Raw genomic sequence first — 13,686 nt, forward strand, 5'->3', positions numbered from 1 at the left:
CCGCACACGAAAGCCCCCGCCCTCCGGATCCGATCCGGAGGGCGGGGGCTTTCGTACGGGAACCACCCCGGGCGCGGGCTCAGCCCTGCGCACCCGCCTTGCGGCGGCGGACCACCAGGAAGGCACCGGCACCGACCAGCGCGGCCGCCACCCCGGCGAGCAGACCCACCGGAGTGTCCGAACCGGTCTTCGCCAGGTCACCCCCCGTCGTACCACCCGCACCCGCAGGGGCCGACACGGACGCAACCGGCGAGGAAGGCGTCCCCGACGGCGTGCGGCTCGGCGTGCCCGACGGCGTCCCGGACGGCGACGGCGAAGCGCTCTGCGAAGGGCTCTGGCTCGGCACCTGCGACGGCGGCGCCGAGCTCGGCGTCCCCGACGGCGTCCCGCTCGGCTTCGTCGTCGCCGGGCAGGTGTGCGACAGGTTGAACCAGTTCACGCTGCCGCCCTTGACCTCGGCGGAAGCGGCCGTCAGCTTCGCACCCGGCGCCGAGGCGACGTAGGCGTGCTTGTCCGACGGCGGCCCGAACACCGTCACGACCTGCTGGCCGCCCGGCTCGAAGGTGACCGTCAGCTTGACGAACGTCGTCGAGTTCCCGGGCAGCACGAAGTGCCAGCCGTCCTTGCTCGACGGTATGTCCGCGCAGGTCTTCTCGTGCTCCACGCCCTGCGACGTGGCGGTGACCGGCAGCGGCTGGTGCAGCGGGAGGGTGTAGGTGTCGTCCGCGAAAGCGGGGGCGGCGCCGGCCGCCAGAAGCAGCGAGGCCGCTGTGGGGAGCGTCGCCGCAGCCCAACGAACCCTGGAAATGGGCATGGAGGTACCTCTGACAGGGAGGGGGAATCGTGCCGTGGGGGGCGGCGGCCCAGCATGCTGAGCGCCGCCCGCCAAGGTCAAGAGGTACTCGTGGGCACTCGTACGGAGTTGCCCCCCGGCGGGCGGAATGTCTGAAGTAACGATCTCCCTACGGCCGGGCCGCCGTCAGGAGTTGTACGCCGACTGGGCCCGCTCCAGACCCTCCGCCACCAGGCACTCCACCGCATCCGCCGCCCGGTCCACGAACCACTCCAGCTCCTTGCGCTCCGAGGACGAGAAGTCCTTCAGCACGAAGTCCGCCACCTGCATCCGACCCGGCGGACGCCCGATCCCACACCGCACCCGGTGGTAGTCCGCACCCATCGCCTTCGTCATCGACTTCAGACCGTTGTGCCCGTTGTCCCCGCCACCCAGCTTCAACCGCAGCGTCGGATAGTCGATGTCCAGCTCGTCGTGGACCGCCACGATCCGCTCCACCGGCACCTTGTAGAAATCCCGCAGCGCCGTCACCGGCCCACCCGACAGGTTCATGAACGACATGGGCTTCGCCAGCACCACCCGGCGGTTCGCCGGACCCGGCGGACCCATCCGGCCCTCCACCACCTGCGCCCGCGCCTTGTGCGCCTTGAACTTCCCGCGCATCCGCTCCGCCAGCAGGTCCACCACCATGAACCCGATGTTGTGGCGGTTGCCCGCATACTCCGCACCCGGATTACCGAGACCGACGATCAGCCAGGGCGCCGCGTCGTCCGACATCAAAAGCTCCTTAACGAGAACGACCGCCGTCCCGCTCCAGTGGAGCCGGACGGCGGTCGGTCAGCAACTGCTGAGGGCACTGCCAAGCAGAAGGGGCGAGGCTCAGGCCTCGGTGCCCTCGGCCTCGGCGGCCGGCTCCTCGGCCTGGGCGGCGACGACCTGCAGAACGGCGGTCTCACCGTCGACGGCCAGCGTGGTGCCCTTCGGCAGGACCAGGTCCTTGGCGTGGATCGAGGCACCGGCCTCCAGACCCGCGATGGACACGGTGACCTCGGTCGGGATGTGCGTGGCCTCGGTCTCGACGGAGATCGTGGTCAGCAGGGTCTCCAGCAGGTTGCCACCCGGGGCCAGCTCGCCCTCGGTGACGACCGGAACGTCCACCGTGACCTTCTCGCCCTTCTGGACGATCAGGAAGTCGACGTGGGTCAGGCTGCGCTTGACCGGGTGACGCTGGACGGCCTTCGGGATGACCAGCTCGGAGCCGGTGCCCGCGATGTCCAGGGAGATCAGGACGTTCGGGGTCTTCAGGGCCATCATCAGGCCGTGGCCCTCGACGTCCACGTGCTTCGGGGCGGTGCCGTGACCGTAGATGACACCGGGAACCTTGCCGTCGCGACGGGCCTGGCGGGCGGCGCCCTTACCGAAATCGGTGCGGGTCTCGGCGGAAAGCTTGACCTCGGACATGCTCACTCCTCGTGGGGGTGACGGAAATGGACTGGAGTCACCCGGCCGAAACGGCCTGCTACGAAGAGCGCGTCGATAACGGAGTGTCCGGACCTGCACGCAGGTACGGCCTCCCTCGCCGAGCAACTCGAAGAGTCTACCCGGCCGGGAGGCCGTACCCAAAAGGATCTCTACTGCCGGCTCTGCCGCCGGCCGTTACCGCCGGACCCTACTGCTGCTCTTCGAACAGGCTCGTGACCGAACCGTCCTCGAACACCTCGCGCACCGCACGCGCGATCATCGGCGCGATCGACAGCACCGTAATCTTGTCCAGCTCCAGATCGGACGGGTCGGGCAGGGTGTTCGTGAACACGAACTCACTGACCTTCGAGTTCTTCAGACGGTCGGCCGCCGGACCCGACAGGATGCCGTGCGTCGCCGTCACGATCACGTCCTCCGCACCGTGCGCGAACAGCGCGTCGGCAGCGGCGCAGATCGTGCCACCCGTGTCGATCATGTCGTCGACCAGGACGCAGACCCGGCCCGCGACCTCACCGACCACCTCGTGGACCGTCACCTGGTTCGCGACGTCCTTGTCACGCCGCTTGTGCACGATCGCCAGCGGCGCATCCAGCCGGTCGCACCAGCGGTCCGCCACCCGCACGCGACCCGCGTCCGGAGACACGATCGTCAGCTTCGTACGGTCCACCTTCGCGCCCACGTAGTCGGCCAGCACCGACAGCGCCGACAGGTGGTCCACCGGGCCGTCGAAGAAGCCCTGGATCTGGTCCGTGTGCAGGTCCACCGTCAGGATCCGCTCCGCACCCGCCGTCTTCAGCAGGTCCGCGACCAGACGCGCCGAAATCGGCTCACGGCCCTTGTGCTTCTTGTCCTGACGGGCATACCCGTACGACGGGATGATCACGGTGATGGAGCGGGCCGACGCGCGCTTCAGCGCGTCGATCATGATCAGCTGCTCCATGATCCACTTGTTGATCGGAGCCGTGTGGCTCTGGATCAGGAAGCAGTCCGCGCCACGGGCCGACTCCTGGAAACGAACGTAGATCTCACCGTTCGCGAAATCGAAAGCCTTGGTCGGCACGAGGCCGACGCCCAACTGATGCGCAACCTCCTCGGCCAGCTCGGGGTGGGCGCGGCCGGAGAAGAGCATCAGCTTCTTCTCGCCGGTCGTCTTGATCCCGGTCACAGCACAGTCTCCTCAGACGTGTTGAAAGCTGCTCGCCCCCGTGTGCGTCCGTCCCGCACACGGTGAGCCAGCCGAATTGCGTGCACCTATCACGGTACGCCGTCCCAGGCGTACCTGTTTCCGGTCAGTTCACCCGGAAGACCCTCAGCGGACCTCGGACTCGTCCACGGACGCCGACTGCGCCGCCGACGCCGCCGCACTCCCCGGACGCTTGCGAGCCACCCAACCCTCGATATTCCGCTGCTGTCCACGGGCCACGGCCAGCGCACCCGGCGGCACGTCCTTCGTGATCACGGACCCGGCCGCCGTATAAGCCCCGTCCCCGATCGTGACGGGTGCCACAAACATGTTGTCCGAACCCGTCTTGCAGTGTGAGCCGACCGTCGTGTGGTGCTTGTGCTCACCGTCGTAGTTCACGAACACGCTCGCCGCACCGATGTTGGTGTACTCGCCGATCGTCGCATCACCCACGTACGACAGGTGCGGCACCTTCGTACCCTCGCCGATCGTCGCGTTCTTCATCTCCACGTACGTGCCTGCCTTCGCCTTCAGGCCCAGCTTCGTACCCGGACGCAGGTACGCGAACGGCCCCACCGAAGCCGACTCCCCGATCACCGCCGAGTCCGCCACCGTGTTGTCCACCCGCGCCCCCGGACCCACCTGCGTGTCCTTCAGCCGCGTGTTCGGACCCACCTCGGCACCCTCCGCGATGTGCGTGGCACCGAGCAGCTGCGTGCCGGGATGCACCAGGGCGTCCTGACCGAAGGTGACCGTCACGTCCACGAAGGTGCTCGCCGGGTCGACCACGGTGACACCGGAGAGCATCGCGCCCTCCAGCAGCCGCGCGTTCAGCAGCGCCCGCGCCTCCGCGAGCTGCACGCGGTTGTTGATCCCCAGGATCTGCCGGTGGTCGCTGCCCACCGACGCCCCCACGCGGTGGCCGGCCTCGCGCAGGATCCCCAGCACATCGGTGAGGTACTCCTCGCCCTGGCTGTTGTCCGTCCGTACCTTCCCCAGCGCATCCGCGAGCAGGGCCCCGTCGAAGGCGAACACCCCGGAATTGATCTCCCGGATCGCCCGCTGCGCCTCGGTGGCGTCCTTGTGCTCGACGATGGCGGTGACGGCTCCGGTCTGCGCGTCGCGCACGATCCGCCCGTAGCCGGTGGAGTCCGGCACCTCGGCGGTGAGCACGGTGACCGCGTTGCCGTCGGCCTCGTGGGTCCGCGTGAGCTGCGCGAGGGTCTCCCCGGTCAGCAGCGGGGTGTCGCCGCAGACCACGACGACGGTGCCGGTGATCTGCCCGCCGAGCTCCTCCAGGGCCATGCGGACGGCGTGGCCGGTGCCGTTCTGCTCGTACTGGACGGCCGTGCGGACGCCCGCGTCGATGTCGGCGAGGTGCGCGGCGACCTGCTCACGGGCGTGGCCGACGACGACCACGAGGTGGGTGGGGTCCAGCTCGCGCGAGGCGGCGACCACGTGTCCCACGAGCGAGCGCCCGCAGATCTCGTGCAGAACCTTGGGAGTGGCCGACTTCATGCGGGTGCCCTCACCCGCTGCGAGTACGACGACGGCTGCCGGGCGGTTGGCGCTCACGGGTGTGCCCTTCGGCTTCGGGGGTGGACCCGTGAAGGATACCGGTGGCCCGGCCCCCGGAAACGAGGCCGGGTCCTGACCGTGGAGGTCAGGACCCGAACGTACTGTGCTCCCCTGCCAGGATTCGAACCCGGACATAAGGTACCAAAAACCTCAGTGCTGCCATTACACCACAGGGGATGGCAAATCAACCCGAATCGGACATTCCGGCTTTCCCGTTCGTGTTGAACGCCCCTACTATGCCGCACCAGGCGCCCTCGATGCGACGGTAGATGTCGGCGCTTTGACTCACGTAAAGAACCAGGCAGCCGCGGTAGTTCTCGCCGACGTTCTTCCGAGTGGTCTTCGGGTTGTGTTTCTTCAGGGTGGTCCTGGCGAACTGTGACGGGTCCGCGCCGGCGAACTGCGCCCAGTGGGCCTCGCTGCCGCGGCGTCGGCCGACTCGTGGATCATCACGCGGTACCGGATGCGCTGCCGTTCCACGCCGATGAGATCGAGCCAGGCGAGGAATGCCTGGATGACGCCAGGGTCGCTGTTGATGAACTGGACCTTCTCGCGTCGGTCGTACGCCTTGTCTTTCGCTCCTTCCGCCCAGTACAGGGTCACGCCTGCGATGAACAGCTCCCTGTCACTGAGTCGCCCGATCGAGGAGCGCGCCGCCTCCTTGGTTTGGGTCCGGAGTCCGTCGCGGATGGCGTTTTCGTGCTCCCGGCGCTTCGTGGAGGCGAGCCGCGCCTGTTCGGCAGGGGTTCGTTGTCGTTCCGGTTTCGGGAGGTCGCGGACCCGGAGGGAGATCGAGCTCTTCGAGCAGCCGAGCTCGACCTGGATCTGGTCGTAGGTCATGCCCTGGAGGCGGAGTTCGCGGGCCTTTGCGCGGAGGTCGTCCTTGGCGTTGGGGCGCTTCGTCCATTCAGGGGCCGGTTCGCCCTCCAGGAGGCGGTTGAGGATGTCGTTGTTGTGGACGTGCAGGCGGTCGCGGATCTGGCGGCGGCTGAGGCCCTCGCGGCGCAGGGTCACCGCCTGCTCGCGGAGGCTGTCGAAGGTCGCGGTTCCGGTGCGGAGGCCGCCGGTGCCGTCGCCGGGGCGACGTCGGATGTCGGCCATGGCCTCACTGTCGTCCGGAATGTGGGATTCAGGTCTCGCATGCCGGCTTATTCATTCGTCGTGCGATTACCGGGGGTTTGCCGGAATTCCGGTCGCCTCCGTGGTGGGGGGCGCTGGCTACGCTGGACGGCATGACCTATACGGGGGAAGAGCAAGGCGGGGCCGGGCGGGACGGGCCTTGGTGGTGGGAGCGGCGGCGGGGGGCCGTGCTCGATGTGGGGCTCGGCGGGGTGTCCGCCGTCGAGTGCGCCGTCGAGGGCGTCGGCTTCGCCCACGAGGCTTCGGTGCCCGTGGTCGTCGGGGTGCTGTTCGGGGTCGTGGTGGGGGCCGTGCTGGTACTGCGGCGGCGCTGGCCGATCGCCGTGGTGCTGGTCGGGATCGCCGTGTCGCCGGCCGCGATCGGGTTCCTGCTGGGGGTGGTCGGGCTGTACACGCTCGCCGCCTGCGAGGTGCCCCGGCGGATCACCGCGACGCTGACCGCGATGTCGCTGGCGGCCACCTTCGTGGTGATGTACGTCAGGACCATCGGTGACGAGGGCGTGACGCGGACGGTCGTGATCTGGCTGTCCGTGTTCGTGGCGGTGGCGCTGACCGTGCCGCCGGTGCTGCTCGGCCTCTACATAGGGGCGCGGCGCAGGCTGATGGAGAGCTTGCAGGAGCGGGCGGTGTCGCTGGAGCGGGAGTTGTCGCTGCTCGCGGACCGGGCCGAGGAGCGGGCGGAGTGGGCGCGTACGGAGGAGCGGACGCGGATCGCGCGGGAGATGCACGACGTGGTGGCGCACCGGGTGTCGCTGATGGTGGTGCACGCGGCGGCGTTGCAGGCGGTGGCGTTGAAGGATCCGGAGAAGGCCGTGAGGAATGCCGCGCTGGTGGGGGACATGGGCCGGCAGGCGTTGACGGAGCTGCGCGAGATGTTGGGTGTGCTGCGGGCGGTGGAGTCGCCGAAGCCGGCTGTGGCGGTGGCTGCGGTGGCGCCGGTGGCTTTGGCGGGGGGTTTCGACGACGGGCCGGGGCCTTCGCTGGCGGAGCTGGAGGCGCTGGTGGAGCAGTCGCGGGCGGCGGGGATGGTCGTGGAGCTGGAGGTGTGGGGTTCGGGGGCGTCGTATGCGGCGGAGGTGGAGCAGACGGCGTACCGGGTGGTGCAGGAGGCGTTGACCAACTGCCACAAGCACGCGCCGGGTGCGCGGGTCGCCGTACGGCTGGCGCACCGGGAGAGGGAGGTGGCGATGCAGGTGGAGAACGGGCCGTGTGACGGTCAGGCGGTGGTGCCGGCGCTGCCGAGCGGGGGGAACGGCCTGGTGGGGATGCGGGAGCGGGTCCTGGGGCTGGGCGGGGTGTTCGTGTCGGGGCCGACGGATGCGGGCGGGTTCCGGGTGTCGGCGGTGTTGCCGGTGTAGGCGCGGGGCCGGAGGCCGGGGGCCGGGGGCCGGGGGATGGGACCCCGGCCGGTGGTGGTCAGTGCGCCGTGGTGAGGCGGGCCGGCTGGAGGCCGGTGAGGAGGAGGGTGAGGGCTTCGTCGACGCCTGCGCCGAGGTACCAGTCGCCGGTGTGGTCGATGCCGTAGACGCGGCCTTCGCGGTCGATGGCGAGGTGGGAGGTTCCGTCGGAGTCGGCGCCGAGGGGGCAGAGCTCGGTGGAGAGGGCCCGGCCGAGGTCGGCGAAGGTGCGGGCCAGGTGGAGGCCGGTGAGGGGGTCCAGGCGCACGGGGACCGGTGCTATCTGGCGGCCGGGGCCGGGGGCGGCGACGGTGAGGCCGCCGAATTCGGCCCAGGCCTCGACGGCGGCGGGGAAGACGGTGTGCCGGTGTCCGGCGGGGGTGGTGTGGTCCCGGAGGGCGTCGGCCCAGTATTCGGCCTGCTTGATGTCCCAGCGGCCGGGCTCCCAGCCGGCGGTGCGCAGGGCGGTGTCCACGGGGGTGGCGAAGCGGGTGGCCGAGGAGCGGTCGTAGGAGGCGGAGGAGGTGGTCATGGTGGTGTGGGTCAGGCCTTCTGTGAGGCGGGGGTGAGGTCGACGGCGCGTACGCCGAAGTGGGCGAGGAGGGCTTCGCAGGAGCGGCAGGGTGGTGCGTAGCTGCCGTGGAGGGGGTCTCCGTCCTCGCGGATGCGACGGGCGGTGATCTTGGCGTGTTTGAGGGAGCGGCGGGCTTCGCTCGCGGTCAGGGGTTTGCGGGAGGCGCGCTTGCTGCGGGCGCCTTCGACGGCGGCGAGGTGGCGGGAGAGCAGGATCGCTTCGGGGCACCGGCCGGTGAAACGTTCGCGCTGGTTGCTGGTGAGGGTGTCCAGGAAGTCCTGGACGAGGTGGTGGAGTGCCGGTGGCTGGTCGGCTTTGCCGGCGGTGCCGGTGAGGGTTTCGCCGCGTACGGAGAGTGCGGCGGCGATGGTGGGGAGGATGCCGTCGCGGCGGAAGCGCAGGACGGGTACGGCGGCTCGGCCGTCGGTGCTGCTCCAGCGCAGGCGCGGGTCGCCGCCGTGGCTGCCGTTCTGGCCGTCTGGCTGTGCGTGTTCTGTGCGGGTCGCCGTGTTCTGCATGGTCGCTCTTCCCTCCCGTGGCGGCGGTGATGGCCGCTGTCGCGCACGCCCCCGTGCTGCGGGGACAGACTGTCAAATGTCCTCTGTCGTGTGGAAGCGGGGTCGAATATTCGTATCAATTCGGATGTTCCTGGCCCTTGTGGGGGCGGGTGGCGTACGGGCGCGGGGTGCTCTTGCCGGAACACATAGGCTGTGGTGAACCAGCCAGATCCAGCAGGGGGCTACCGCCATGACGACAGGTCGGCTCGGGCAGCAGGCCGCGCCACCCAACGCCGCGTATTCGGGGCAGGTCGTGCATTTCCCGGACCCGGTCCGGGCCGCTCGGCATCCCCAGGGCGTGCGGATGGACGGGAACGGACACCCGGACTTCTCTCCGTACGCGCGTGCGGCGGTGGAGATCGCCGAGCCGCCGGAGGGCTTCGGCGTGGACGAGCTGCGGCTGACGGACTTCGTGTCGGCGAATGCGGCGATGCGGGCCTCGGGGCATGCGCTGTGGGACACGGTCGGTGCGGTGGCGACGCCGCACGGCTGGACGTGGCACCACGTGGCGGGGACGCGGCGGATGGAGCTGGTCCCGGTCGAGGTGAAGGCGCTGCTGCGGCATCACGCGGGTCTGGCGACGGCCCCGGTGGACCACGAGAGGCGTGGGACGCGGGCGTTGCAGGAGGTGCGCCCGGTGCACCTGGGGCTGCCGAAGACGGTGGTGTCGGTGTCCGAGGAGCAGGTGCAGGGGGTCGAGGAGGATCTCGGCTACCGGCTGCCGGAGGCGTACCGCTCGTTCCTGAAGGCGGCGGGCGGTTGTGCGCCGGTGGGTGTGGGGCTGGACGTGGACCTGGGTGTGCTGGTGGACCAGCCGTTCTTCACGGTGCGTGAGGAGGCGGCGGTCAATGACCTGGTGTACGTCAACAAGTGTCTGCGCGACCACCTGACGAAGGACTACCTGTGCGTGGCTTTCGCGCAGGGCGGTCTGCTCGCGGTGAAGGTGAAGGGCGAGGGCATCGGGTCGGTGTGGTTCTCGCCGTACGACGACGCGCGTGACCGGGACGGCTGGTCGGTGCAGGAGCGCGTGGAGCGGTTGTTGCTGCCGTGCGGTGCCGATTTCGATGCCTTCCTCGAACGGTTGGCGGGGAATCCGCCGGAGTTGGAGACGGTGGCCGGTCTGATGGTGGACGGCGGATTCGCACGCTCGGTTCCAGTGGCGGGGTCGGCGTCGGCTTCGGCTCAGGCTCCGGTGGAGGGGTGACGGCGCGATGGTGACGTTTGCGCAGGCGCAGGAGCGCGCCGAGGAGTGGATCAACGGGGCCGTGGCGCCGTATCAGCACCGGGAGGTGCGGGTGCGGGAGTTCGGGCTCGGGTTCGTGGTGTGGGCGGAGGACCGTGCGGCGGGTCCGGTGTCGGGTGGCGGCCGCCAGCGGCTGGTGATCGCGCGGGACAGCGGCGAGGTGACGCTGTGGCCGGGGTTGCCGGTGGGTGAGGTGATCCGCCGGTACGAGGAGGAGTACGGGGCTGCGGCTGCGCCGGCTGCGGAGCCGTCGGTGCCGACGCCGCGGATCGACTCGGAGCAGACGTCGTTCATGCTGAGTCCGCCGGAGTGGTTGCAGGAGGCGGCGGACCGGGCGGGGATTGCGCCGGCGGCTCCGGCTCCGGCTGCGGCTCCGGCTCCGCCGGTGGATGCGGCTGCGGCTTCGGTTCCGGCCGGGGACGCGGGTGCTCCTGTGGGGGCTGCGGCCGAGGGGGCTCCGGCTGCTCCTGCTCCTGCTCCTGCGGCCGCCGGGCCGCAGGCAGCGGGCGCTCCGGCCGCGCCGGAGCCGATCGACGCCGTGCCGCTGCGGCGCGAGGTGCCGTACGAGCCGACCGCCAATGACGGGGTGCCGGTCGGGGCCACGCCGTGGGCGGGGACCGATGTGAACTCCGGCGCCGACGACGCCGCTTCCGTGCCGCTGCCCGCGACGGTGTTCGCGCCGCCGTTGTCCGGTTCGGACCTGGACGACGTGCCCGCGCCGCCCGCGGGGGCCTCGGAGGCGAAGACGACGCTGATGGCGGGGGGCAGCCAGCTCCCGAGGACGGCGGTGGCGCCCGCGCTGGACCTCGGGGCGGCGGATGCGAGTGCCCTTGCGGACGCTCCGACGAGCAAGGCCCGTGTCTCCCGGCCGGGCGAGCCGCCCGTGGCGCCGCCCGCGGCCCAGCCGGCCGCTCCCGCCGGTCCGCCGGGGGGCGGGCTGGACCATGCGGCGACGATGCTGGCGGGTCCGGCCGTGGTGGGTCAGCCGCCCGCGCCTCCCGGTCCGCCCGGGGCTCCGGGTGCGCCTGGTGCGCCCGGTGCTTCGCGTGGTGGTCAGGCGCCTGCGCCTCCCGGCCCGCCGGGGGTTCCCGGTTCGCTGGGGCGGGGACTGGACCATGCGGCGACGATGCTGGCGGGTCCGGCCGTGGTGGGTCAGCCGCCCGCGCCTCCCGGTCCGCCCGGTGCGCCCGGTGCTTCGCGTGGTGGTCAGACGCCTGCGCCTCCCGGCCCGCCGGGGGCTCCCGGTACGCCGGGGCAGGGGCTGGACCATGCCGCGACGATGCTGGCCGGTCCGGCCGTGGTGGGCCAGCCGCCCGCGCCTCCGGGGCCGCCCGGGGCTCCGGGTGCGCCTGGTGCTCCCGGTGCTCCGGGTGCTCCCGGGCAGGGGCTGGACCATGCCGCGACGATGCTGGCCGGTCCGGCCGTCGTGGGCCGGCCGCCCGCGCCCCCCGGCCCGCCCGGCCAGCCGCAGCCGCAGCCGGGTCCGGCGCCGCAGGCTCCCGTACCCCCGGGTGTGCCCACCGTGGGCCCGGGCTACCAGGCCGTCCTGCGCTACCGCGCTCCCGACGGCTCCGAGCAGCAGCTCATCCGCCGCTCGGCGCCCGGTACCCCGCACCCCGAGTGGCAGATCCTGCACGAGCTGCGCGCGATGAACGTGCCGCCGCAGCAGGTGCTGGAGCTGCACACCGAGCTGGCCTCGTGCGAGCTGCCCGGCGGCTACTGCGCCCGGATGATCCGGGAGACGTGGCCGCAGGTCCGGATCACGAGCGTGGCCCCGTACGGGCAGGACCACGCGGGCCGTCAGGCCGGCATGCGCCATCTGCTGACGCACCAGGGCGAGTTGCACCAGGTGGCGGACGGTCCGGCGCGGCCCGCGCCGGTACGGGCGCCGCTGCCGCAGGTGCCGCTGCAGCCGGCGATCCCGCTGGAGGCGATCGCGCAGGAGCTGGTGGGGGCGTTCGGTCCGCAGGGCGTGTTCCGCTTCGACCAGCGGGCCGTGTCGCGCCAGGGTGTGCCGGAGATCGTGGCGCAGACGCTGGTGTGGTCGGGTCTGCCGGTGGACTTCGGGCCGTTCTTCTGGGCGCAGGCGGTGCCGGGCCAGCCGGTGCCGACGCTGGCGGAGCTGGCGGCGCAGCGTCAGGTGCAGCCGGCTTCGGACGCGGGTTCGTACCTCGTGGTCGGAAGTGACTTCGGCAAGGCGCTGTGCGTGCAGTACGGGACGGCGCACATCGTCGCGGTGCCGGTGGAGGGTGGTCCGGGCGGGGCGCCGGTGCCTCCGCAGTTCGTGAATTCGAGCCTGCCGCAGTTCGCTCGGTCGCTGGCGATGCTGGGTCACATGTGGCGGCTCCGGCAGCATCTGACGCCGGAGCAGGCCGGGCGCTGGACCGTCGATTTCCAGGCGAATCTGGCGGGGCTCGACAGTGCGGCGCTGGCGTCGCCGGAGAGCTGGTGGTCGGTGCTGCTGGAGCAGATGTGGGACGGATTGCTCTGATCCGGTGACCCGGTCCGGCGATCGGGTGATCAGGTGATCGTTTGAATGGCCGGGTGGGGACCCCTCGTGCGGGGTCCCGGCCCGGCCATTCCGGCTTCTGGGAGCAAATGGCGCATCCTTGACAGGGATCCCCCCCCGCGAGAGAGGCGCTTCCAGATGAGTGCACCCTTCACGACCGTGCGCGGCCGCGGCTACCGGACGGACCAGGTCGAGCGGTATCTCGCGCGCCTGTCGGGGAGTCGGGACGAGGCGTGGGAACGCGCGGCGCGGCTGACGGTGCTGGCGCGGCAGATGGAGGCGGAGGCGGAGCGGCTGCGGGAGGCGGTCGCGCAGCTGGCGCCGCACGGGCAGACGTACGACGAGCTGGGCGAGCGTGCGCGGCGGATCCTGCTGCTGGTGGAGGAGGAGGCGGACTGCGTACGCGGGGACGCGCGGGCGGATGCGGCGGAGACGCGGAGCGCGGCCGAGGCGCATGCGGAGCGGGTGGCGGAGCTGGCGCGGCAGGACGCGGAGGCGGTGCGGGAGCAGACGGAGGTCCGGGCGCGGCAGGGGCTGGCGCGGGCGGAGCAGGAGGCGGAGGCCCTGCGGGCGGAGGCGCGGGAGGAGGCGGCCGCGTGGCGGGGGGAGGCGGCTGCGGGGCTGGCGGAGGTGCGGCGGCGGGCGGAGGCGCTGCTGGCGGAGCGCGAGCAGGAGCAGGAGGCGCGGTGGGAGGCGTCGGAGCGGGAGCTGGCTGCGCGGGAGGCGGAGTTGCTGGCGCGGCATGCGGAGTGGGAGCGGTCGGCGCAGGGGAGGCTGGCGGAGGCGCGGCGGGGGTACGCGGAGGTGGAGGAGCTGGCGCGGCACGGGCAGGAGGATGCGGAGGCGCTGGCCGCTGAGGTGCTGGCGGAGGCGCGGGTGGAGGCGGAGCGGGTGGGGCGGGAGACGGAGCGGATCCTGCGGGAGCATGCGGAGGCGCAGGAGGAGATGCGGGCGCACATGAGCCATGTCCGGTCCAGCCTGGCGGCCTTGACGGGGCGGGCTCCGGCCGAGGGCTAGGGCGGGTCCTTGCGCGTCCCGTGCCGGGCGGATCCCTTGGGGGGCGGGTCCCTGCGGGTCCCGGCGGGCGCGGGTTCCGGCGGGTCCCTGCGGGTCCCTGCGGGTGCTTGCGGTCCCGTGCGGGCGGGGCCCAGCGGGGCGGGTCCGGTGGGGCCGGGGGGGGGGGGGGGGTGGGGGGGGGGGAGGTGCGCAGGTCGGTACTCCACACAATAG

General features: G+C 71.8%; 11 protein-coding genes, 1 tRNA gene and 1 pseudogene. 4 read left to right on the forward strand and 9 right to left on the reverse strand.

The genetic code is table 11. The features are described 5' to 3' along the window. Positions 1-79: 79 nt before the first annotated feature. From AC0666_RS16805 to AC0666_RS16835, 7 genes and pseudogenes are all read right to left on the reverse strand, one after another. A complete protein-coding gene (locus AC0666_RS16805; protein WP_478707814.1) occupies positions 80-814 on the reverse strand; it encodes an LPXTG cell wall anchor domain-containing protein in 735 nt (244 codons plus the stop codon). Positions 815-979: 165 nt separating this feature from the next. Then, positions 980-1,570 carry an aminoacyl-tRNA hydrolase gene (pth, locus tag AC0666_RS16810; RefSeq protein WP_468581954.1) on the reverse strand — a complete coding sequence of 197 codons (591 nt, stop codon included), beginning with the start codon at positions 1,568-1,570 and terminating at the stop codon, positions 980-982. Between the two features lie 102 nt (positions 1,571-1,672). Further along, positions 1,673-2,254 carry a 50S ribosomal protein L25/general stress protein Ctc gene (locus AC0666_RS16815; RefSeq protein ID WP_468581956.1) on the reverse strand — a complete coding sequence of 194 codons (582 nt, stop codon included), beginning with the start codon at positions 2,252-2,254 and terminating at the stop codon, positions 1,673-1,675. A gap of 208 nt (positions 2,255-2,462) precedes the next feature. Continuing rightward, positions 2,463-3,440 carry a ribose-phosphate diphosphokinase gene (locus AC0666_RS16820; protein ID WP_356853028.1) on the reverse strand — a complete coding sequence of 326 codons (978 nt, stop codon included), beginning with the start codon at positions 3,438-3,440 and terminating at the stop codon, positions 2,463-2,465. A 144-nt stretch (positions 3,441-3,584) separates the two neighbouring features. Next, positions 3,585-5,033: a bifunctional UDP-N-acetylglucosamine diphosphorylase/glucosamine-1-phosphate N-acetyltransferase GlmU gene (glmU, locus tag AC0666_RS16825; RefSeq protein ID WP_478707815.1), complete on the reverse strand. Its 1,449-nt coding sequence runs from the start codon at positions 5,031-5,033 to the stop codon at positions 3,585-3,587. A gap of 109 nt (positions 5,034-5,142) precedes the next feature. Next, positions 5,143-5,213, reverse strand: a tRNA-Gln gene (locus AC0666_RS16830). A 7-nt stretch (positions 5,214-5,220) separates the two neighbouring features. Further along, a pseudogene (locus AC0666_RS16835) lies at positions 5,221-6,137 on the reverse strand (hypothetical protein). Positions 6,138-6,268: 131 nt separating this feature from the next. On the opposite strand from AC0666_RS16835, the gene AC0666_RS16840 reads away from it, so the two are divergent. Continuing rightward, positions 6,269-7,534, forward strand: coding sequence for a sensor histidine kinase (locus tag AC0666_RS16840; RefSeq protein ID WP_478707816.1), 1,266 nt, complete (start codon positions 6,269-6,271; stop codon positions 7,532-7,534). Between the two features lie 58 nt (positions 7,535-7,592). Here AC0666_RS16840 and AC0666_RS16845 read toward each other — a convergent pair whose 3' ends face one another. Continuing rightward, positions 7,593-8,105 carry an SUKH-3 domain-containing protein gene (locus AC0666_RS16845; protein ID WP_478707817.1) on the reverse strand — a complete coding sequence of 171 codons (513 nt, stop codon included), beginning with the start codon at positions 8,103-8,105 and terminating at the stop codon, positions 7,593-7,595. 11 nt (positions 8,106-8,116) lie between these two features. Then, positions 8,117-8,665 (reverse strand): YwqJ-related putative deaminase, encoded by a 549-nt coding sequence (locus AC0666_RS16850; RefSeq protein ID WP_468581960.1) that lies wholly within the window; start codon positions 8,663-8,665, stop codon positions 8,117-8,119. Between the two features lie 229 nt (positions 8,666-8,894). Between AC0666_RS16850 and AC0666_RS16855 the strand changes: the two genes are divergently transcribed. The 3 genes from AC0666_RS16855 to AC0666_RS16865 all read left to right on the forward strand — a co-directional run bounded on the left by AC0666_RS16855 (position 8,895) and on the right by AC0666_RS16865 (position 13,473). Further along, complete coding sequence (locus AC0666_RS16855; protein WP_361718216.1) at positions 8,895-9,908, forward strand: SMI1/KNR4 family protein; 1,014 nt, start codon at positions 8,895-8,897, stop codon at positions 9,906-9,908. A gap of 7 nt (positions 9,909-9,915) precedes the next feature. Then, complete coding sequence (locus AC0666_RS16860; protein WP_478707818.1) at positions 9,916-12,438, forward strand: SUKH-4 family immunity protein; 2,523 nt, start codon at positions 9,916-9,918, stop codon at positions 12,436-12,438. Between the two features lie 156 nt (positions 12,439-12,594). Next, positions 12,595-13,473 carry a cellulose-binding protein gene (locus tag AC0666_RS16865; RefSeq protein ID WP_468969762.1) on the forward strand — a complete coding sequence of 293 codons (879 nt, stop codon included), beginning with the start codon at positions 12,595-12,597 and terminating at the stop codon, positions 13,471-13,473. Positions 13,474-13,686: the final 213 nt, after the last annotated feature.

It is taken from the genome of Streptomyces sp. NPDC043680 (assembly GCF_056436685.1).